The sequence below is a fragment of the Kitasatospora sp. NPDC002551 genome, assembly GCF_040296005.1.
Lineage (GTDB): Bacteria > Actinomycetota > Actinomycetes > Streptomycetales > Streptomycetaceae > Kitasatospora.
In genome coordinates this window covers 32,960-52,129 of sequence record NZ_JBEOWI010000056.1, presented here as the reverse complement: position 1 = coordinate 52,129, position 19,170 = coordinate 32,960, and the positions used below count along the sequence as shown (strand labels likewise).

General features: G+C 73.6%; 22 protein-coding genes. 6 read left to right on the top strand and 16 right to left on the bottom strand.

The window, feature by feature from the left end; genetic code table 11:
• On the bottom strand, positions 1 to 402 hold a 402-nt coding region (locus tag ABT093_RS33200; protein WP_350570692.1), incomplete at its 3' end, for a TetR/AcrR family transcriptional regulator.
• 146 nt (positions 403 to 548) lie between these two features.
• Here ABT093_RS33200 and ABT093_RS33195 point away from each other — a divergent pair.
• Positions 549 to 1,217, top strand: coding sequence for an FMN-dependent NADH-azoreductase (locus ABT093_RS33195; RefSeq protein ID WP_350570690.1), 669 nt, complete (start codon positions 549 to 551; stop codon positions 1,215 to 1,217).
• Between the two features lie 5 nt (positions 1,218 to 1,222).
• Positions 1,223 to 1,546, top strand: a complete 324-nt coding sequence (locus tag ABT093_RS33190) for a DMT family transporter (protein WP_350570688.1) — start codon at positions 1,223 to 1,225, stop codon at positions 1,544 to 1,546.
• Between the two features lie 499 nt (positions 1,547 to 2,045).
• Here ABT093_RS33190 and ABT093_RS33185 read toward each other — a convergent pair whose 3' ends face one another.
• The 12 genes from ABT093_RS33185 to ABT093_RS33130 form a co-directional block, all read right to left on the bottom strand.
• Entirely contained in the window at positions 2,046 to 2,300 is a 255-nt protein-coding gene (locus ABT093_RS33185; RefSeq protein ID WP_350570686.1) for a hypothetical protein, read from the bottom strand.
• A 19-nt stretch (positions 2,301 to 2,319) separates the two neighbouring features.
• A complete protein-coding gene (locus ABT093_RS33180; protein WP_350570684.1) occupies positions 2,320 to 3,111 on the bottom strand; it encodes a sirohydrochlorin chelatase in 792 nt (263 codons plus the stop codon).
• A 10-nt stretch (positions 3,112 to 3,121) separates the two neighbouring features.
• On the bottom strand, positions 3,122 to 4,033 hold the full coding sequence (locus ABT093_RS33175; protein ID WP_350570682.1) for an ABC transporter permease: 912 nt from the start codon (positions 4,031 to 4,033) through the stop codon (positions 3,122 to 3,124).
• The gene (locus ABT093_RS33170; RefSeq protein WP_350570681.1) at positions 4,020 to 4,823 is read right to left on the bottom strand and encodes an ABC transporter ATP-binding protein; all 804 of its coding nucleotides are present in this window, start codon (positions 4,821 to 4,823) and stop codon (positions 4,020 to 4,022) included. Before ABT093_RS33170 ends, ABT093_RS33175 begins: the two co-directional genes overlap by 14 nt.
• 166 nt (positions 4,824 to 4,989) lie before the next feature.
• Positions 4,990 to 6,147 (bottom strand): aliphatic sulfonate ABC transporter substrate-binding protein, encoded by a 1,158-nt coding sequence (locus tag ABT093_RS33165; protein WP_350570679.1) that lies wholly within the window; start codon positions 6,145 to 6,147, stop codon positions 4,990 to 4,992.
• A 276-nt stretch (positions 6,148 to 6,423) separates the two neighbouring features.
• On the bottom strand, positions 6,424 to 7,764 hold the full coding sequence (locus tag ABT093_RS33160; protein WP_350570678.1) for a sulfate adenylyltransferase subunit 1: 1,341 nt from the start codon (positions 7,762 to 7,764) through the stop codon (positions 6,424 to 6,426).
• Positions 7,764 to 8,720, bottom strand: a complete 957-nt coding sequence (cysD, locus tag ABT093_RS33155; RefSeq protein ID WP_350570676.1) for a sulfate adenylyltransferase subunit CysD — start codon at positions 8,718 to 8,720, stop codon at positions 7,764 to 7,766. The genes ABT093_RS33160 and cysD overlap by 1 nt, the downstream gene beginning before the upstream one ends.
• A complete protein-coding gene (gene cysC, locus ABT093_RS33150; protein ID WP_350570696.1) occupies positions 8,717 to 9,298 on the bottom strand; it encodes an adenylyl-sulfate kinase in 582 nt (193 codons plus the stop codon). Before cysC ends, cysD begins: the two co-directional genes overlap by 4 nt.
• 93 nt (positions 9,299 to 9,391) lie before the next feature.
• A complete protein-coding gene (locus tag ABT093_RS33145) occupies positions 9,392 to 10,093 on the bottom strand; it encodes a phosphoadenylyl-sulfate reductase (protein ID WP_350570675.1) in 702 nt (233 codons plus the stop codon).
• Positions 10,074 to 10,253, bottom strand: coding sequence for an eL43 family ribosomal protein (locus ABT093_RS33140; RefSeq protein ID WP_350570673.1), 180 nt, complete (start codon positions 10,251 to 10,253; stop codon positions 10,074 to 10,076). Before ABT093_RS33140 ends, ABT093_RS33145 begins: the two co-directional genes overlap by 20 nt.
• Positions 10,250 to 11,974 (bottom strand): nitrite/sulfite reductase, encoded by a 1,725-nt coding sequence (locus tag ABT093_RS33135; RefSeq protein ID WP_350570672.1) that lies wholly within the window; start codon positions 11,972 to 11,974, stop codon positions 10,250 to 10,252. The genes ABT093_RS33140 and ABT093_RS33135 overlap by 4 nt, the downstream gene beginning before the upstream one ends.
• A gap of 199 nt (positions 11,975 to 12,173) precedes the next feature.
• Positions 12,174 to 12,257, bottom strand: coding sequence for a putative leader peptide (locus tag ABT093_RS33130; protein WP_310593185.1), 84 nt, complete (start codon positions 12,255 to 12,257; stop codon positions 12,174 to 12,176).
• Positions 12,258 to 12,445: 188 nt separating this feature from the next.
• Here ABT093_RS33130 and ABT093_RS33125 point away from each other — a divergent pair, with 188 nt between their 5' ends.
• Complete coding sequence (locus ABT093_RS33125; protein ID WP_350570670.1) at positions 12,446 to 13,741, top strand: YihY/virulence factor BrkB family protein; 1,296 nt, start codon at positions 12,446 to 12,448, stop codon at positions 13,739 to 13,741.
• Positions 13,742 to 14,008: 267 nt separating this feature from the next.
• Positions 14,009 to 15,145 carry a ribosome small subunit-dependent GTPase A gene (gene rsgA, locus ABT093_RS33120; protein WP_350570668.1) on the top strand — a complete coding sequence of 379 codons (1,137 nt, stop codon included), beginning with the start codon at positions 14,009 to 14,011 and terminating at the stop codon, positions 15,143 to 15,145.
• A gap of 60 nt (positions 15,146 to 15,205) precedes the next feature.
• Here rsgA and ABT093_RS33115 read toward each other — a convergent pair whose 3' ends face one another.
• Positions 15,206 to 15,622, bottom strand: coding sequence for an ASCH domain-containing protein (locus ABT093_RS33115; RefSeq protein ID WP_350570694.1), 417 nt, complete (start codon positions 15,620 to 15,622; stop codon positions 15,206 to 15,208).
• Between the two features lie 192 nt (positions 15,623 to 15,814).
• Here ABT093_RS33115 and ABT093_RS33110 point away from each other — a divergent pair, with 192 nt between their 5' ends.
• Both ABT093_RS33110 and ABT093_RS33105 read left to right on the top strand, forming a co-directional pair.
• Positions 15,815 to 17,335, top strand: a complete 1,521-nt coding sequence (locus ABT093_RS33110) for a DNA-3-methyladenine glycosylase 2 family protein (RefSeq protein WP_350570666.1) — start codon at positions 15,815 to 15,817, stop codon at positions 17,333 to 17,335.
• On the top strand, positions 17,332 to 17,844 hold the full coding sequence (locus ABT093_RS33105) for a methylated-DNA--[protein]-cysteine S-methyltransferase (RefSeq protein WP_350570664.1): 513 nt from the start codon (positions 17,332 to 17,334) through the stop codon (positions 17,842 to 17,844). The genes ABT093_RS33110 and ABT093_RS33105 overlap by 4 nt, the downstream gene beginning before the upstream one ends.
• A 46-nt stretch (positions 17,845 to 17,890) precedes the next feature.
• On the opposite strand, the gene ABT093_RS33100 is transcribed toward ABT093_RS33105, so the two are convergent.
• Complete coding sequence (locus tag ABT093_RS33100; RefSeq protein ID WP_350570663.1) at positions 17,891 to 18,427, bottom strand: GNAT family N-acetyltransferase; 537 nt, start codon at positions 18,425 to 18,427, stop codon at positions 17,891 to 17,893.
• 136 nt (positions 18,428 to 18,563) lie between these two features.
• Positions 18,564 to 19,067 carry a MarR family winged helix-turn-helix transcriptional regulator gene (locus tag ABT093_RS33095; protein WP_350570662.1) on the bottom strand — a complete coding sequence of 168 codons (504 nt, stop codon included), beginning with the start codon at positions 19,065 to 19,067 and terminating at the stop codon, positions 18,564 to 18,566.
• Between the last annotated feature and the right edge of the window lie 103 nt (positions 19,068 to 19,170).

Here is a 19,170-nt window from a genome sequence, read left to right as displayed (position 1 = left end):
GGTCGATGGTGATCCCGAGGTCCTCGGGGGCTGGGTGGGGTGGGTGGGGGTCCCCGCCCTGGGGGGGGTAGTGGGGGTGGGGTGGGTGCTTCGCGGCGGGGGCGCGGCCCCGTCCGCGCCGCCGGGGCCGAGCGGCGGGGCGCCGCGCAGCAGCCGCTCCTGGAGGGCGCGCTCGTGCTCGTCGAGCAGGGCGCGGGCGATCGAGGCGCGGTCCGGGTAGCGGCGGTAGAGCGTGCCGCGGCCGATGCCGGCCGTCCGGGCGATGTCGTCCATGGTGACGGCGGTCGGGTCGCCCTCGGCGAAGAGCCGTTCGGCGGCGGCGAGCACCTTGGCCCGGTTGCGGGCCGCGTCGGCCCGCTCGCGGGGCGGCGGGCCGTCGGCCAGCGGGAGTTCCGTCGTCATGGGGAGCAACGGTAGAGGGAAGTGGGCACCGGAGGGAAGTGGACATGCTGTCCACTTCCCTCTAGCGTAGGCGGTGCCGGCAAGTGGACGTGATGTCCGCTTGTTTCGGCGGCTCCGTCCCGCCCAACCGTTCCCGGGGGTTCACCGTGTCCCACCTCCTGCACCTCGACAGCAGCGCGCGCACCGACTCCTTCACCCGCCGCCTCGGCGCGGCCTTCGCCGAGGCCTGGGAGGCCGGCGGCGGCGAGGTCACCCACCGCGACCTCGCCGCCGACCCCCTGCCGCCGATCCGCGAGGGCTGGACCCGGATCTGCGACACCCTGCTGCGCGAGGGCATCACCGACATCGCCCGCTACGGCGAGGCGGTCCGCACCGGGGAGGAGCGCGAGGCCTGGGCGGTCGTCCGACCGCTGCTCGACGAACTCGTCGCGGCGGACGCGGTGCTGATCGGTGCGCCGATGTACAACTTCGGCATCCCCGCCGCGCTCAAGGCCTGGATCGACCAGGTCACCTTCCCGAAGATGGTGCTCGCCCCGCGCAAGTTCGTGGTGGTCGCCGCGCGCGGCGGCGCCTACGGGCCCGGCACCCCGCGCGAGCCCTACGATCACAACGGCCGCTACCTGAGCGACTTCGTCCGCGGCCACTACGCGGTCGAGGACACCGAGGTGATCGCCGCCGAGCTCGTCAACTCCCTGGTCGACCCCGCCCTGGCCGGGCGGGTCGGGCAGCACCGGGAGTCCCTCGCCGACGCGCTGCACCGGGCCGGCGAGCTGGGCACCAAGCTGGTCGGCTACCGCATCCCGAGGGAGGACTGAGCGCCGTGCCGTGGATCTGGCTGCTGCTGGCCGGGGTGGTGGAGGTGGCCTGGGCGCAGTCCATCGAGCCGACCCGCGGGTTCACCCGGCTCCCGCAGACCGCCCTGTGCCTCGTCCTCATGCTGGGTGCGGTCTACCTGCTCTCCCGCGCCCTCCAGGACCTCCCGGTCGGCACCTCCTACGCCGTCTTCACCGGCATCGGCACCATCGGCACCGTCCTGACCGCCCTCGCCGTCCGCCACGAAGTCCCGTCCCTCACCGCCCTGGCCGGCCTCACCCTGATCACCGCCGGCCTCATCACCGTCCACCTGGGCACCACCACCCCCTGACCCCGCCGCGCCGGCACCCCGGGACCCACGTCGCGCCACGACCCCGGGGAACGGCGCGACGGCCGCCGACCGGCGCGCGAACCCACCGCGCGCCGGTCGAACGCATGCGCGCGCGTAGCCCGCCAGGGTGACACCGATTGGCCGAATGCAATGCGTTTGCAACACGCTCTCTGTCGTACAGGCCGAGACCTACTGGACCGACCGGTCCGAGGAGCACATCGCCAGGCACGGGGTGACTCCGGACGAAGTGGAGCAGGCTGTTCGCGCGGCCGAGGTGGTTCACCTCGGGGCGTGAAGGGACGACGCTCTGCCTCGGGGTGACGGATGCCGGGCGTCACCTGGTGGTGGTGCTGGTGGTGAGCGCCGCGGTGAGGTCCGGACGGTACTGCGTCACAGCGCGGGACATGACCGGCTCCGAGCGGCGCTTGTTCCTCAAGCGGACGAGTTGAGGGTGGCAGATGACGGACAGCGGTGCGGACCTCGAAGCGCTGGCCGAGTTCTACGAGACGCACGAACTGACCGAGGACGAGATCATGGCGGCCGAGCCGGCGGAGCCGCTGCCCGCCGAGTCGGTGATGATCACGACTTCGCTCAGGTTGCCGAAGCCCGTGATGGACGAGGTCCGGCGGCGGGCGCAGGCCCGGGGGATCAAGCCGACGGTGATCATGCGGGAGTGGATCGAGGCGGCCGTTGCGGACCAGGAGGCGGTGGTCCCGCTCAGTGTGATCACCGCGGCGGTGGCGGAGACCAGCACCGCAGGGCCTCCTGAGTGTTCAGGCGGTGAGGGCCGGGGTGGTCCTGGCCGCCGCGTGGGCCTCGTCGTAGCGGGTGAGGAGGAGGCGGGCGAGGTCGGGGGTGGGGGCGAGGGTGGCGGCGAGGTGGTCGGCGGCGGCCGCCCCGGCGGCTTCGGCGATGCGGTCGGGGAGCAGGCCGGGGGCGAGCAGGTAGGGGGAGACGGCGACCCGGTCGACGGCGGGGGAACGGCGCAGGGCGGAGACGGCGTCGGGCACCCGCGGGCCGCTCGCGGAGGCGTAGGCGACCTCGACGGCGGCCCAGCCGCGGGTGCGGCGCCACTCGGCGGCGACCGCCCGGGTGGCGGCGTCGGCCGCGGGGTCGGAGGAGCCGGCGGCGGCGAGCACGACGCCGGTGCGGGCGCGCGCGGCGGGGGAGGCGAGCTCCGGCGCGGCCTCGGTGAGCCGCCGGTCCAGCGCGGCGAGCAACAGCGGCGACGGCCCCAGCACATCGGCCACCGGCAGGTCGGCGCCGGCCGCGCGCAGGGCGGCGGGGATGTCGTGCTTGGCGTGGAAGGCCCGGTTGAGCAGCAGCGGCACGGCCACCGCGCCCGGCCCCAGCCGGTCCAGCACCTGCGGGATGCGCGGGGCGCAGTGGTCGAGGTAGGCGGTGGCGACGTCCAGGCCGGGCCGCAGCGCCCGCACCTGGGCGACCAGCGCGGCGACGGCCGCGGCGTGCCGCGGGTCGCGGCTGCCGTGGGCGATCAGCAGCAGGGCGGGGCTGCCCGCCGCCACCGGGGTGGCGGGGGCGGCGGACAGCCGGCGTTCGGTCATGCGGGGAGCCTCACTTACCGGTGCCCAGCAGGCCGCGGTTGCGCAGCACCCGGCGCTCGACCGGGGTGAAGACGAGCAGTTCGATGGCGATGCCGACGAACAGGATGAGGATGATGCCGAGCAGCACGCCCGCCATGTCCGAGAACTCGCGCTGGTTCTCCAGGAACCGGCCCAGGCCCAGGCCCAGGTCGGGGGAGGAGGCGACGAGTTCGGCGGCCATCAGCGAGCGCCAGGAGAAGGCCCAGCCCTGCTTGAGTCCGGCCAGGTAGCCGGGCAGGGCGGCGGGCAGCAGGATGTGCCGGGCGCCGGTGAGGCCGGTGGCGCCGATGGTGCGGCCGGCCCGCAGGAACAGCGGCGGGACCTGGTCGATGCCCGCGACCAGGCCGTTGGCGATGGACGGGACGGCGCCGAGCAGGATGACGGCGTACATCATCGAGTCGTTGATGCCGAGCCAGATGACGGCGGCGGGCACCCAGGCGACCGAGGGCAGCGACTGGAGGCCGGAGAGCACTGGGCCGAGCGCGGCGCGCACCGGCTTGACCCGGGCGACGAGCAGGCCGATCGGGGTGCCGATGACGAGCGCGACGAGGAAGCCGGACAGACCGCGCCAGACGCTGGTCCAGATGATCGAGAACAGCGTGCCCTGGTACCAGAGGTCCTCGGCGGCCCGCCAGACGTCCAGCGGGCTGGGGAGCTTGTACTCGCTGGTGACGTGCAGGCTGTACGCGCCCTGCCACAGGGCGAGCACCAGGACGACTCCGAGCAGCGGGGGCAGGACCTTCTGCCGCAGCGTCTCGGTGGTGGAGTTGCGCTGGGTGACGACCGCGTCCAGCGCGTCCAGGCCCGACCCGACGCTCGCGAAGTCGGCGACGGTGCCGCCGTGGGCCGACGCCGTCTTGGTGGTGGTGTCAGTGCTGGCCATGGCGGCGGATCTCCCCACGCAGTTCTTCGGTGATCTCGATGGACAGGTCGGCCACGCCGGAGGACTCGATCCGGCGGGGCTGCGGGAGGTCGATGCGCCACTCACGGGCGACCCGGCCGGGGCGGGAGGAGAGCAGCACCACGCGCTGGGCGAGCCGGACGGCCTCGCGCACGTTGTGGGTGACGAAGAGGACCGACAGGTTCCGCTCGGCCCAGATCCGGGTGATCTCGTTGTGCAGTACGTCGCGGGTGATGGCGTCGAGCGCGGCGAACGGCTCGTCCATGAGCAGCACCTGGCTGCCCTGGGCGAGCGCGCGGGCCAGCGCGACGCGCTGGCGCATGCCGCCGGACAGCTCGTGCACCCGCTTGCCGTAGGAGTCCTGGAGCCGGACGAGTTCGAGCAGCCGCTCGGCCTCGGGGCGGCGCTCGGGGCGGGGGACGCCGGCGAGCTTGAGGGCGAGTTCGATGTTCTTGCCGGCCGTGAGCCAGGGGAAGAGCGCGTGTTCCTGGAACATCAGCGCGGGGCGTCCTCCGGGCACCTCGATGCTGCCCGAACTGGGCTTGTCGAGGCCGGCGACCAGGTTGAGCAGGGTGGACTTGCCGCAGCCCGAGGCGCCGAGCAGCGTGACGAACTCGCCGGGGGCGACATCGAGGCTGATGTCGTCCAGGACGTGGGTCTGCGCGCCGGGGCGGCCGAAGGACTTGTGGACGTGCGAGATCCGGACGGCGGGGGAGCCGTCGCGAGTGCCGACGCCGGGGGCGTCGTCCGAGGTGGTCAGTGCCGGAGTCATTCCGGGCACCTCCTGCGTGGTGTGGTCTGGCATCTGGTGTCAGGGAGAGGGGCCGGGGTCCGGGCCCCCGCCCGGCCCGGGCTCGGGGCATCGAGCGGGCATCGGTTCGGGCGGGGCGGGGGCCGGACCGCGGGGTTCCGGGCGCGGTGGTGCGGTCCTGTGGGCGCTACTTGGCGCCGAGACCGGCGTCCGCGACGGGGCTCTGCCCCTTGTCCTTGAGCACCTTGTTGAGCAGGGTGAGGTCGTAGATGCCGTTCAGGTTCGGCTTCTTGAGCAGGCCGGCGGTGACGGCGTTGTCGGCCTCGGTCTGCAGGGTGGCGGCCAGCGGGTCGTCCAGGAAGTCGATGTCGGCCCAGGCCGGGTCGAGGATGGCCGGCTCCAGCGCGTTGCCGGCCTCCTTCTTGATCGCCTCGTTGGCGGTGGCCTTGGCCTTCTCCGGGTTGGCCTTGATGTAGGCGTTGGTGTTCACCGAGCCGCGCAGCACGGCCTCGACCACGTCGGGGTGCTCCGTGAGGAACTTCTGCGAGACGATGATGTTGGTGATCACGAACTTCTTGTCCGGCCAGATGTCCTTCTCGTTGAGCAGGACCTTCGCCCCGAGGGTGACCAGCTTGGAGGCGGTCGGCTCGGGCACCCAGGCGGCGTCGATGGAGCCCTGCTTGTAGGCGTCCGGGGTGACCTTGTTGTCGCTGCGCACCACGCTGACGTCGCCGGCGCCGGACTGGGCGTCGACCTTGTAGCCCTTGCCGGCCAGGTAGTTGAGCAGCGCCACGTCCTGGGTGTTGCCCAGCTGCGGGGTGGCGATCTTCTTGCCCTTGAGGTCGTCCAGCGAGGCGACCTTGTCCGGGTTGGCCACCAGCTTGACGCCACCGGAGGCCGAACCGCCGATGATCTTCAGCGACTTGCCCTCGGACTTGGTGTAGCCGTTGATCGCCGGGGAGGGGCCGATCCAGCCGATGTCGATGGAGCCGGCGTTCAGCGCCTCGATCTCGGCCGGGCCCGCGTTGAAGACCTGGGTCTTGATCTGGGTGGAGCCGAGCTCCTTCTGGAATATGCCGTCCTGGAGGCCGACCAGCGGGGTGCCGTGGGTCAGGTTGGCGAAGTAGCCGATCTTCACGGTGTCGGCGGACAGCTTGGCGCCGGAGGCGGAATCACCGGCGGGGGCGGCGGTGTTGGACTTCTTGTCGTCGTCCTTGGAGCCGTACCCGCAGGCGGAGAGCAGCGCGACGGCGGTGAGGCCGGCCACGGCGGCCGCGGCGGAGCGTCTGATCCGGCCGGCGCCGGGGCGTGCGGAGGTATGCGGAAGTGCCTGGTTCGGTGCCATGGTGAGTCCTGTTCGCGGACGGACCGTCAGGAAGCGGTCCCGGGCGGACGTTCGGTCAAGGTCGTGCTTGCGGCACCGTGCGGGGTGCCGGGCAAGCCGGGCCGGGGCGCTGCTGCGCCTGCTGTGGGGGGCGGAACAGCGGCGTCGGCCCGGTGACAGGGCGTTCTCAGCCCTGTCGGCCCACACATCGCGTCAGGCCGCCCTGGCCACTGCCGAGGACGCCGCTGCCGATGCGGCCGCCTTCCTTGTCCATGCCCGAGAACGCCTCGCTGGGCATCAGACCCAGTCCTCCTCGTCGGGTTCGTTGGCGTCGGTGGTGCGTACGGTCTCGAAGGCCTCGCCCGCCATGCCGGCGGTGAGGGTGGTGCCGTCGGCCGGGTCGATCAGCAGGAACGAGCCGGTCCGGCGGTTGTCGGTGTAGGCGTCGAGCGCCAGCGGCTCGGCGGTGCGCAGCACCACGTGGCCGATGTCGTTGACGTTCAGCCCCCCGGCGCCGGAGCGCTGTTCGAGGGTGTCGATGTCGATCCGGTAGGTGATCTCCTTGACCATCGCGCGCACCGTGCGGGTGGTGTGCTTGAGCAGCACCTTGTCGCCGGCCCGCAGCGGCCGCTCGTTGAGGTGGCTGACGGTCGCCTCGATGTCCTTGGTGGGGACGGGCGCGGCGCCGGCCGCGATGAGGTCGCCGCGGGAGATGTCGATGTCGTCGGCGAGGCGCACGGTGACCGACTGGGGGGCCCAGGCGAGGTCGGTGGCGCGGCCGAGGGCGTCGATGCCGGTGACGGTGGTGGTGTGGCCCGACGGCAGCACGGTGACGGCGTCGCCGACGCGCAGCACGCCGGAGGCCAGCTGGCCCGCGTAGCCGCGGTAGTCCGGGTGCTCCTCGGTCTGCGGGCGGATCACGTACTGGACCGGGAAGCGGGCCGGCTCGGCGCTCGGGTCGCTGCCGACCGGCACGGTCTCCAGGTGCTCCAGCAGGGTGGGGCCGCCGTACCAGTCCATGTGCGCGGACGGCTCGACGACGTTGTCCCCGGCGAGCGCGGAGATCGGGACGGCCACCACGTCCTTGACGCCGAGCGAGGCCGCGTAGGCGGTGAACTCGGCGGCGATGGCGGCGAAGACCGGCTCGGCGTAGTCGACCAGGTCCATCTTGTTGACGGCCAGCACCACGTGCGGCACCCGCAGCAGGGCGGCGACGGCGGCGTGCCGGCGGGTCTGCTCGACCACGCCGTTGCGGGCGTCGACCAGGACGACGGCCAGCTCGGCGGTGGAGGCGCCGGTGACCATGTTCCGGGTGTACTGCACGTGCCCGGGGGTGTCGGCGAGGATGAACCGCCGCCTGGGGGTGGCGAAGTAGCGGTAGGCGACGTCGATGGTGATGCCCTGCTCGCGCTCGGCGCGCAGGCCGTCGGTGAGCAGCGCGAGGTCGGGCGCGTCCTGGCCGCGGCCCAGGGAGACGCGCTCGACGGCCTCCAGCTGGTCGGCCAGCACCGACTTGGAGTCGTGCAGCAGGCGGCCGACCAGGGTGGACTTGCCGTCGTCGACGGAGCCGGCGGTGGCGAAGCGCAGCAGCGAGGTGGCGGTGCCGGTCTGGGGCGTGCCGGTCTGGGTGGTGCTCATTAGAAGTATCCCTCGCGCTTGCGGTCTTCCATCGCTGCCTCGGAGAGCTTGTCGTCGGCGCGGGTGGCGCCGCGCTCGGTGAGGCGGCTGGCGGCGATCTCGGCGATGACGGCCTGGATGGTGGTGGCGTCGGAGTCGACGGCACCGGTGCAGGACATGTCACCGACGGTGCGGTAGCGGATCAGCCGCCGTTCGACGGGCTCGTTCTCCTTGGGGCCGCCCCATTCGCCGGCGGTCAGCCACATGCCGGCGCGGGCGAAGACGTCGCGCTCGTGGGCGTAGTAGATCCCGGGGAGCTCGATGTTCTCGCGCTCGATGTACTGCCAGACGTCCAGCTCGGTCCAGTTGGAGAGCGGGAAGACGCGCACGTGCTCGCCGACGGCGTGCCGGCCGTTGTAGAGCGACCACAGCTCGGGGCGCTGGCGGCGCGGGTCCCAGGCGCCGAACTCGTCGCGCAGCGAGAAGACGCGCTCCTTGGCGCGGGCCTTCTCCTCGTCGCGGCGGCCGCCGCCGAAGACGGCGTCGAAGCGGCCCTTCTCGATGGCGTCGAGCAGCGGGACGGTCTGCAGCGGGTTGCGGGTGCCGTCGGGGCGCTCGCGCAGCACGCCGCGGTCGATGAAGTCCTGCACCGAGGCGACGTGCAGCCGCAGGTTGTGCTCGGCCACCACGCGGTCCCGGTAGGCGATGACCTCGGGGAAGTTGTGGCCGGTGTCGACGTGCAGCAGCGAGAAGGGGACGGCGGCCGGCCAGAAGGCCTTGAGCGCCAGGTGCAGCATGACGATGGAGTCCTTGCCGCCGGAGAACAGGATCACCGGGCGTTCGAACTCCCCCGCGACCTCGCGGAAGATGTGCACCGACTCGGCCTCCAGCGCGTCCAGGTGGGACAGCGCGAAGGGCCCCCCGGAATTCCCGTTGGGGTCGTCGGCCTGCACCAGGCTCTGGGTCGCGGTGGTCATGCCAGGCCCCTCTCGGTCAGGAAGGCGTGCAGCTCGGCGGCGGACTCGGTGACCGCGCGGCCCTGGGTCTGGAGCCGCAGCTCCGGGTGCTCGGGGGCCTCGTAGGGGTCGTCGACGCCGGTGAGGCCGGAGATCTCGCCGGCCGCCTGCTTCGCGTACAGCCCCTTGACGTCGCGCTCGGCGCACAGCTCGACCGGGGTGGCGACGTGGATCTCCAGGAACTCGGTGCCGTGCTCGGCGTGCCGCTCGCGCACGGCGGCGCGGGAGTCGGCGTAGGGCGCGATCACCGGGGCGAGCACCTTGACGCCGTTGGCGGCGAGCTTCTCGGCGACGAAGCCGATCCGGGTGACGTTGGTGTGCCGGTCCTCGCGGCTGAAGCCGAGGCCCTTGGAGAGGAACTCGCGGATCTCGTCGCCGTCCAGGACCTCGACCCGGTGGCCCTCGGCGCGCAGCCGCTCGGCCAGGGCGAAGGCGAGCGTGGTCTTGCCCGCGCTCGGCAGCCCGGTCAGCCACACGGTGGCGCCGCGCTCGCAGGGGCCGGCCGCGCGGGCCGCCTCTGCGGCTCCGGCGGCGGCCAGGGTGTCGGCTGTCGTCACGTTTGAAGTCCTTAGAACGGGGTTGACGGGTGTTCGGGCGGTGCGGGCCGTGCGGGCGGTGCGGGTCGTCCAGGTTCAGAGGTGGATGCCGCACTCGGTCTTGCCGGAGCCGGACCAGCGTCCGGCCCGGGCGTCCTCGCCCTCGCCCGGCTTGCGGGTGCAGGAGAGCGGGGAGCAGCCGACGGAGGTGTAGCCCTCCCACAGCAGCGGGTTGAGCAGCACACCGTTGGCGGCGACGTAGGCGTCCACGTCCTCCTGCGTCCAGCGGGCGATCGGGGCGATCTTGACCTTGCGGCGCCGGGCGTCCCAGGCGACCACCGGGGTGTTCGCGCGGGTCGGGGACTCGTCGCGGCGCAGTCCGGTGGCCCAGGCGTCGTAGCCGCCGAGGCCGCGGTTCAGCGGCTCGACCTTCCGCAGCGAGCAGCACAGGTCCGGGTCGCGGTCGTGCAGGTGCGGCCCGTACCGGGCGTCCTGCTCGGCCACGGTCAGCGCCGGGGTGAGCGTGATGACGTTGACCGGCATGGTCGCCGCCACCGCGTCCCGGGTGCCGATGGTCTCGGCGAAGTGGTAGCCGGTGTCCAGGAAGACCACGTCCACGCCGGGGAAGACCGAGGAGGCCAGGTGGGCGACGACCGCGTCCTCCATGGAGGAGGTGACGCAGAAGCGCTTGCCGAAGGTGTCGGCGGCCCAGCGCAGGATCTCCTGCGGGGTGGCCTCCTCCAGCTCACGGCCGGCCCGGGTGGCCAGCTCCTCGTGGTCAGTCGTCGTGCCGGTCACTCCGGTTACCCCCGTTGGTCGGTGACAGCAGGCCGAGGAACTTCAGTTGGAAGGCCCGGCGGCACCCGTGGCATTCCCAGGCGCCGTGCCCGGCCTCGGAGGGGCGCAGGTCCTCGTCCCCGCAGTACGGGCAGAAGAAGGGGGCCGCACGCTCGCTCACGACAGCTGCTCCTCGCCGGCCCGGGCCGCCCACTGGGCGAAGCGCTCGCCCTCGGCGCGGTCCTCCCGGTACCGGGTCAGCACCCGCTCGACGTAGTCGGGCAGGCCCTCGCTGGTGACCTTGAGGCCGCGGACCTTGCGGCCGAAGCCGGCCTCCAGGCCGAGCGCGCCGCCCAGGTGCACCTGGTAGCCCTCGACCTGGTTGCCCTGCTCGTCCGTCACCAGCTGGCCCTTGAGACCGATGTCCGCGACCTGGATGCGGGCGCAGGCGTTCGGGCAGCCGTTGATGTTGATGGTCAGCGGCTCGTCGAAGTCGGGCAGCCGCTTCTCCATCTCGTCGATGAGGGTGCGGCCGCGCTCCTTGGTCTCGACGATGGCGAGCTTGCAGTACTCGATGCCGGTGCAGGCCATGGTGCCGCGGCGGAACGGCGAGGGGGTGACCCGCAGGTCCAGCTCCTCCAGGCCGGCCACCAGCGACTCGACCCGGTCCCCGGGGACGTCGAGGACGATCATCTTCTGCTCGGCGGTGGTGCGCAGGCGGTCGCTGCCGTGCGCCTCGGCGAGGTCGGCGATCCGCCCGAGCAGCGCGCCGTCGACCCGGCCGACCCGCGGCGCGAAGCCGACGTAGTAGTTGCCGTCCTTCTGCCGGTGCACGCCGACGTGGTCGCGCCAGCGGCCGCTGGGCTCCTCGGGGGCGGGGCCGTCGATCAGCTTGTACTTGAGGTACTCGTCCTCCAGCACCTGGCGGAACTTCTCGCTGCCCCAGTCGGCGACCAGGAACTTCAGCCGGGCGCGGTTGCGCAGCCGGCGGTAGCCGTAGTCGCGGAAGATGCCGATGACGCCGCCGTAGACGTCGGCGACCTCGTCCAGCGGGACCCAGGCGCCGAGCCGGACGCCGAGCTTCGGGTTGGTGGACAGGCCGCCGCCGACCCAGAGGTCGAAGCCCGGGCCGTGCTCGGGGTGGACCACGCCGACGAAGGCGACGTCGTTGATCTCGTGGGCGACGTCCAGCAGCGGGGAGCCGGAGACGGCGGACTTGAACTTGCGCGGCAGGTTGGAGAAGTCCTTGTTGCCGATGAAGCGTCGCTGGATCTCCTCGATGGCGGAGGTGCCGTCGATGATCTCGTCCTCGGCGATGCCGGCCACCGGGGAGCCGAGGATGACGCGCGGGGTGTCGCCGCAGGCCTCGGTGGTGGACAGGCCGACGGCCTCCAGCTTCTGCCAGATCGCCGGGACGTCCTCGATCCGGATCCAGTGGTACTGGACGTTCTGGCGGTCGGTCAGGTCGGCGGTGTTGCGGCCGTACTGCTCGGAGACCTCGGCGATCGCGCGCAGCTGGGCGACCGTCAGCCGGCCGCCGTCGATCCGGACGCGGAGCATGAAGTACTCGGCGTCGAGCTCGTGCGGGTCCAGGATCGCCGTCTTGCCGCCGTCGATGCCCTCCTTGCGCTGGGTGTACAGACCCCACCAGCGCATCCGGCCGCGCAGGTCGGCCGGGTCGATCGAGTCGAAGCCCCGGTGCGCGTAGATCGTCTCAATACGTGTCCGCACGTTGAGACCGTCGTCGTCCTTCTTGAACTGCTCGTTGGCGTTCAGAGGGGTGTAGTGGCCCATGCCCCACTGGCCCTCGCCGCGGTGACGGGTCACCTTGCGAGCGGCGGCGGGGCGGCGCGCGGGGGCGCTGTCGGCCGTGGGCTCGGCGGTCTCGGGGGTGGTGGCCATGGTGAAGTCCTTCGGGGCAGGTGGCTCTGACGCCGGGTGGGTCGCGGGGCGTGCTCGGCGGTGCGGTGCTGCTGTGACCTGCGGATTTCTCAAGGCCGGACGAGCAGTGGCGGTGGCCGGGCGGGCGCCTGCGCATCCGCTTCGGCGGGGATGGCGGGGGGAGGTGGCGCCGGGTGCGTGGGAGGCGGCGGGGTCGGGCTCAGGTCACCGGACAGATGGCGCTGGACACGCGAAGGAGATCGACGTGGAGTCGACCTACTAGGGTGGTTCCGGCGCTCGGCATGGCAAGAGATTCGCACGGCGCACGACTCGCGGTCCACTAACGTCCGTATTCTGGATGCCCTGGTTTCGGATCATGAGATGCCCGAGCGTTCCCGCCGCTCCCGCCGATCCGGGCCCCGCGGGACCTCCACGCGGCGTGCGGACCCCGGGAGATCGGCCGACCGGTTCCGGCCCGATACCGTTACCCCTGTGCAAGCAGCAGGCGAAACGACCAGGCCGAACCCCGAGCGGCCCTCCCGTCGTCGGGGCAAGGGCTCCCGGAGGGCGGCCAAGCAGATCACCTGGCGGACCACCGCCTGGGCCCTGGTCAAGGACACCACCAACACCTGCGTCGAGTACCGGGTCACCGGACTCGCCGCGGAGGCGGCGTTCTTCACCCTCCTCTCCATCCCACCGCTGCTGCTCTGCCTGGCCGGCACGCTCGGCTACCTGGACGACTTCCTCGGCGCCGGCACCATCGACAAGCTGAAGGCCGACATCGTCAGGGCGGCCGGCACGGTCCTCTCGGACTCCTCCATCACCGAGGTCGTCCAGCCGCTGCTGCGGCAGGTCTTCGACCAGACCCGGCCGGACCTGATCTCGATCGGCTTCCTGCTGTCGCTCTGGTCCGGCTCGCGGGCGCTCTACATCTTCATCGACACCATCACCGTGATGTACGGGCTGGACGGCCGGCGCGGCATCGTCAAGACCCGGCTGATGTCGCTGGGCCTCTACCTTGGCGCGCTGGTGATCGGCTCGCTGGTGCTGCCGCTGCTGATGACCGGCCCCGAACTGGTGACCAACGCCGTGCCGGAGAGCGCCGGGCTGCTCAACGCGATCTACTGGCCGTTCGCGATCCTGCTGCTGATCGTCTCGCTGACCACGCTCTACCACCTGGCGGTGCCGGTCTCCACGCCCTGGCGCGAGGACATCCCCGGCGCCCTGGTCGCCCTGGTGGTGCTGGTCTTCTGCAGCGTGGCGCTGCGGCTGTACCTGGTCAGCTCGATCGAGGGCCACTCGGTGTACGGCTCGCTGGCCGCGCCGGTGGCCGTGCTGCTGTGGATCTTCGTGGTGGCGCTCGCGGTGCTCATCGGCGCCGCCATGAACGCGGCCATAGACCGCCGCTGGCCCACCCTGGAGACCGCCGACGCCCGCGCCGAGAACGAGCGCGCCCAGGAGGAGGCGGCCGCCGCCGTGGTCCGCGAGGTGGCCGCCCGGCGCGCCGTCGAGCGGGCCCGCCGGGCACGCGAGCTGGGCCTGGCCGAGGGCGGCGAGGAGGAGTACTGGGAGGACGAGGGCGAGGACGTCGACGTGCCCTCCGAGTACCCCGAGCGGTGGGCCGACGTGCTCGCCGCCGACAACGTCCGCGGCCGCCTCACCGCCCGCGGCGGCGGACCGCACCACCGCCCCGCCCCGCCGCCGCCGGACAGCGACCGCCCCACCGCGCCGCCGCCCGAGTACCCCCTGCCGACCCGCCCGCCGCGGCCCCCGTGGGACCAGCGCTGAGCCGTGGGGCGGAAGGAACCGCGGGTGAAAAACCGGTTGGCAGCACCGCGCGGGCCCGCTAGCGTGTGAGCGTCCGGTTCGGGCGGCGTCGGCGCCGCGCCGAGGAGAGAAAGCAGGAGGTGAGCCTCGTGACCACGACTGTCATGACGGCTGCCCTGGGCAGCACCCGCGTCCTCCTCTCCCTGCCGGCCGCCGGCTGACGTAGCCCTTCGCGCACGCAGCCGCAGCAGCCCGGCGGGATCATTTCCTCCCGAAGGGCCCACTGCGTTGTTCAACGCTGCCTCCGTTCCGTCTTCCTCCCCCCTTTCCACCGACGGCTCTCCGGACGCCGTCTCCCCGCTCGCCGGCTACGGCTGGACGGCCGAGCTCGACGAGCTGTTCGCGCCGCTCGCCGAGGCCGGGCTGGCCGCGGCCCGGATCGTCCGGGTCGACCGCGGCCAGTGCGACGTCGTGCTCGCCGATCCCGCGACCGGCGAGCTGCGCACCGTCCGGGCCGACACCCGGCAGGTCGGCGACGCCGACATGATCAACTGCCCGTGCACCGGGGACTGGGCCGCCGTCGACCTCTCCGACGGGCTGCCGATGCCCGCGGTCGCCGCCCTGCTGCCGCGCTCCACCGCCATCATCCGCAAGGTCGCCGGCAAGCGCTCCGACGGCCAGGTGCTCGCCGCCAACGTCGACACCGTGGTGGTCGCCGCCTCGCTCGCCGCCGAGCCCGACCTCGGGCGGATCGAGCGCTTCCTCGCCCTGGCCTGGGAGTCCGGCGCCGAGCCGCTGGTCGCGCTCACCAAGGCCGACCTGGTCGACGACGCCGACTTCATCCGGGCCGACGTCGAGGCCGCCGCGCCCGGCGTCACCGTGCTGGTGGTCAGCGCCGAGACCGGCGAGGGGATCGACGTGCTGCGCGCCTGCACCCCCGGCACCACCGCCGTGCTCGGGCAGTCCGGCGTCGGCAAGTCCACCCTGACCAACGTGCTCGCCGGGGTCGACGTGATGGCCGTGCAGGAGGCCCGCTCCGGCGACCAGAAGGGCCGGCACACCACGACCACCCGCGAGCTCGTGCCGCTGCCCGGCGGCGGGGTGCTGATCGACACCCCCGGGCTGCGCGAGGTCGGCCTCTACGGCGGCGAGGGCGTGGCGCTCGCCTTCGCCGACATCGAGGAGCTGGCCGAGCGGTGCCGCTTCCACGACTGCAACCACGAGAGCGAGCCCGGCTGCGCGGTGCGGGAGGCGCTCGCGGACGGCTCGCTGCCGGAGCGCCGGATGGAGAGCTACCGCAAGCTCCAGCGGGAGAACGAGTGGATCGCCTCCCGCTCGGACGCCCGGCTGGCCTCGGCCCGGGTGAAGAAGTGGAAGACCATCACCAAGACCATGCGCGCGGCGGGCGGAACCGTGAAGTGGTGACCACCGGGCCGCCGGCGGCGGGGCGCCCGCCCCGCCGCCGGCGGCCCGGCGCACCTGGCGTCAGCGGAAGTCGGCCACCAGCCGGAAGCGCTCCAGGACGACGGCCGTGGTGTCGTCGACGGTGAACGCCGGCTCGCCCAGCGCGGCGCGCAGCTCCTCGCTGTGCCAGAACCGCTCGTGCCCGGCCCGCCACTCGGCGACCGACGCGTACCCCTCGCCCTCGTCGAGGGCGTGCCGCAGGTCGACCTCGCCGAGCGGGACGACCCTGACCTCGGTGGTCTCGGTCACCGCGACGACCCGCCCGGCCGAGTCGACCACCGCCCCGCGGGTGCCGGCCGCCGGCAGCGGCTCGCCCTCCCGCTCGTACTCGGTGAGCAGACCGGTGGTGCTGGTCTTCGCGCCGGACAGCACGGCGTCGACCAGCCGGTCGCGCAGCGGGCCGGGGAAGGCGAACTCCTCGACCCGCAGGGCGGTCACCCGCGGGTCGTCCGCACCGGTGTAGGGCTGCTCGGACACGGGAGGGACCTCCTGGGATCGGGGGGCGGGGCCGTGCGCAGGCTATCCGGCCGGCGGACGCCGGGGCGCGGGATTTTTCCGCCCGCCCGGTCCATGACGCCCGTGTCCGATTCCCGCCAGTCGAGGGCCGCCGGGTGCCGCAGACTGGACAGCGTGATCGACGACGACATCCGGTACCGCGCCGTGGACAGCCGGGACGCCCGCTTCGACGGCGTCTTCTTCACGGCCGTCACCTCGACCGGCATCTACTGCCGGCCGAGTTGCCCGGCCGTGACCCCGAAGCGCGTCAACTGCACCTTCTACCCCAGCGCCGCCGCCGCGCAGAACGCCGGCTTCCGGGCCTGCCGCCGCTGCCGCCCCGACTCCGTCCCCGGCTCGCCCGAGTGGAACCACCGGGCCGACCTGGTCGGCCGGGCCATGCGGCTGATCGGCGACGGCGTGGTGGACCGCGAGGGCGTGGCCGGCCTGGCCCAGCGCCTCGGCTACAGCTCCCGCCAGCTCCAGCGCCAGCTCACCGCCGAACTCGGCGCCGGCCCGATCGCGCTCGCCCGCGCCCGCCGCGCCCAGACCGCCCGGCTGCTGCTGCAGACCACCGAGCTGCCGGTCACCGACATCGCGTTCGCCGCCGGCTTCGCCTCCGTGCGGCAGTTCAACGACACCGTCCGCGAGGTCTACGACCGCACCCCCAGCGGGCTGCGCGCCGAGGTCGCGGCCGGCCGCCGCACCGCCACCCCGGCCGGCGGCCTCGCGCTGCGGCTCGCCTACCGGGGCGCCCTGGACAGCGACCACCTGATCGACTTCCTCGCCCAGCGCGCCGTCCCCGGCGTGGAGGAGGTCGTGCCCGGCCCGCGCCCCGGGGTGCGCACCTACCGCCGCACCCTCGCGCTCCCGTACGGCCACGGCATCGCCGAGGTGGACGGCCTCGCCCCCGGCACGCCGGTCACCCGCGGCTGGCTCGACTGCCGGCTGCTGCTCGCCGACCTGCGCGACCTGCCGACCGCCGTCCAGCGCCTGCGCGTCCTGTTCGACCTGGACGGCGATCCGGTCGCGGTCGACGAACAGCTCGGCGCCGACCCGCTGCTCGGCCCGCTCGTCCGGGCCCGCCCCGGACTGCGCTCGCCGGGCCACGTCGACCCGCACGAACTGGCCGTGCGCGCCGTCCTCGGTCAGCAGATCACCGTCGGCGCGGCCCGCACCCTGGCCGGCCGGCTCGCCGAGAAGTACGGCACCGCGCTGCCCGAACCCAGCGGGGGGCTGCGGCTGCTCTTCCCGGCCGCCGCCGCCCTGGCGACCGCCGACCCGGAGGACTTCGCGATGCCGGCCGCCCGGCGCCGCGCCCTCACCGGCCTGTGCGCCGCCCTCGCCGAGGGCGTCGTGCGGCTGGACGGCGGCGTCGACCGGGAGGAGGCGGCCGCGCGACTGCTCGCCCTGCCCGGCATCGGCCCGTGGACGGTCGGCTACCTGCGGATGCGCGCCCTCGCCGACCCCGACGTCTTCCTGCCGAGCGACATCGGCGTCAAGCACGGACTGATCCGGCTCGGCGCCCCGGGGGACCCGAAGTCCGCCGCCCTCGCGGCCGAGGCCTGGGCCCCCTGGCGCTCCTACGCCGTGCACCGCCTCTGGGCGGCCGCGGCCGCCGACCCCAGCACCGGAACGGAGAACACCCCAGTATGAGCACCACCGTCTTCACCTTCATGGAGAGCCCGCTCGGCCGGCTGATGCTCAGCGGCATCGTCCCGGACGGCGGCGGCCCGGCCGCGCTGGCCACCGTCACCGCCCCCGGCCAGCGCTACGCGCTCGCCGAGCCCGCCGACGACTGGGTGCACGACCCGGAGGCGCTCGCGGAGCCGGTCACCCAGCTCACCGAGTACTTCGCGGGCGAGCGCACCGGCTTCGACCTGCCGCTCGCCCCGGTCGGCACCGAGTTCCGCCGGCGGATCTGGGCCGTCCTCGACAAGATCCCCTACGGCGAGACCGTCAGCTACGGGCAGCTCGCCGACCTGGCGGGGGAGTCCCCGCGCGCGGTGCGCGCGGTGGGCGGGGCGGTCGGCGCCAACCCGCTGCTGATCGTGCGCCCCTGCCACCGGGTGCTCGGCGCCAACGGTTCCCTCACCGGGTTCGCCGCCGGCGTCGACAACAAGCGCCGGCTGCTGGACCTGGAGCGCGGCACCTCGCTGTTCTGAGCCGCCGCCGCGTCACCCGCGTCCCCTCGCCCGCGCACGCTCCGGGTCAGGCGCTCCCGGTCGGGCCGTCCGGGAGCGCCCGCAGGTCCACCCGCCAGTCGTTGCTGCGCATCGGACGGCCGGGCGGGAACTCGAAGTCGGTCTCGCCGAGGAGGGTGAAGCCGGCCCGGCGGCAGACGGCGTTGGAGGCCGGGTTGCCCACCGAGGGGAAGGCGTGCAGGTACCGGTGGCGGGCCGTGCGGGCGGCGGCCCCGACGGCGGCCCGGGCCGCCGTCGCGGCGATGCCCCGGCCCTGGTACGGCGGCAGGACGTTCCAGCCCATCTCGTAGACGGTCCCGCCCCGCCACTCGCGCTCGGCGTAGCCGACCGTGCCGACCGCCACGCCGGCCGGCTCCAGGACGACGCGGTACATGCGGCCGGTGCCGGAGGGGACGAAGTCCAGGTAGCGCCGGTGCCGCAGGAGCGTCCGCTCCTCGCTCTCCGGGCCTCCGACGTGCCGGCGCATCTGCGGGGTGTTGACCAGGCGCAGCAGGGCGAGGTCGGCGTCGGTCCAGGCTTCGAGGCGGATCAGCGCGGGGTCCATGGCGGGACGCTAGCCGGACCGGTGTCCGGCGCGGTACCGGTTTTCCCCGCCCGGCGGCCGTCCAGCCGTTGGCCGCTCAGCCGTTGGCCGTCCAGCCGTCGGCCGCTCAGCCGTTGGCCGTCCCGCCGTCGGCCGCTCAGCCGTTGGCCGTCCCGCCGAGCGCGCGGGCCAGGTTCTCCAGGGCCGGCAGCGCGTGCACCACGGCGTCGCGGTCGGCGGGGGAGAGGGCGTCGAGCGCGGAAGCGATCCGGCGTTCGTGCGCCCGCTGCCAGTCGTCGAGCTGGCGCCGCCCGGCCGGGGTGAGCGCGATCCGCGCGGTGCGGCGGTCCCCGGGGTCGGCCTGGCGGTCGACGAACCCGGCGTCCAGCAGTTTGCCGACCAGGCCGCTGACGGTGTTGGGGGCGAGCCGCTGCCGGGTGGCCAGCTCGCCGACCCGCAGCGGGGCGGCGGCGAGCGTCTGGAGGAGTTCGACCTGCGCCATCGGCAGGGACTCCCACGGGTAGTCGGTGCGGATACTGCTGCGCAGCGCCCGGCGGAGCCGGGTGACCGCGTCGGTGAGCCGCCGGGCGCGCTCGATCGCGTCCGGTTCCGGAGCCTGCGGATCGGCAGCGGGTTCGGGAACAGAGGGTGACGACGGCATGGCCGACAGCGTAGCGCCTGGTCCGGACACCGCCCGAACGCCGGGGACGGGTCGGGGGCGAACGGCCCGAGCGCGGGGCGGGCCGCTCGGATGCAGATCAGAT